The sequence below is a fragment of the Arthrobacter sp. SPT-J7 genome, from assembly GCF_059089965.1.
Genome location: NZ_JBNHFF010000504.1, coordinates 1 through 784, shown reverse-complemented (window position 1 = coordinate 784; position 784 = coordinate 1). Strand labels below are relative to the sequence as shown.

Genomic DNA, 784 nt, shown 5'->3' with positions numbered 1-784 from the left:
ACTGACGGCACAGCCGCTGTGCCACCGAATTTGATGTCCTTGTGGATACCGGTGGGTCTAGTTTTGTCGTTCTTAGTCCTTGTTGTCGGTCAGCTGACATTTCGAAGGCTTGAAGGCCGTTTTGCGCAGGAGCTCTAAGTGTCAGTTGCGATTCACGTTGAAAAAGTCAACAAGCAGTTTGTGCTGCGGCACACCCGTTCCATGAAAGAAGCGGTAGTTTGGCTGCTGAAGGGGCGAAAGGGAGACATATCGAAGAAGTTTCATGCACTTCATGACGTCGACCTAGAGGTGCAGCAGGGAGAAACCGTTGCACTGCTCGGACTGAACGGCTCCGGCAAGTCCACTCTGCTAAAGCACATATCTGGAGTCATGCTGCCTGACAGTGGTTCGGTCCGCACTCGGGGCAAGGTAGCCGGTCTGATCGAAGTCGGTGCCGGTTTCCATCACGACTTGTCAGGTCGGGACAATGTATTCCTGAACGGCGCCATCTTGGGAATGACTGAAGCTCAGATCAGCGAGCAGTTCGACTCAATTGTCGAGTTTGCCGAAATTGGCGAATTTATCGATACCGAGGTGAGGTTTTATTCCTCCGGAATGTACCTTCGCCTGGCGTTCTCGGTTGCGGTTCACACTGACCCTGAAGTCTTCCTGGTCGATGAGATCCTGGCGGTGGGCGATGAGCCCTTCCAACGAAAGTGCCTCGATAAAATTAAGGAACTTTCCGCAGCTGGCAAAACTCTGGTGGTTGTAAGCCACGACTTGGACCTTGTTTCCCGGATCTGCG

1 protein-coding gene and 1 pseudogene are annotated in these 784 nt (G+C 52.9%); both read left to right on the top strand.

Annotated elements, in window-relative coordinates; all coding sequences use genetic code 11:
• Positions 1 to 138, top strand: a pseudogene (locus AC5RWX_RS33915) (ABC transporter permease); the annotation flags it as partial.
• A partial coding sequence (locus tag AC5RWX_RS33910; RefSeq protein WP_494100522.1) for an ABC transporter ATP-binding protein occupies positions 139 to 784 on the top strand: 646 nt, incomplete at its 3' end.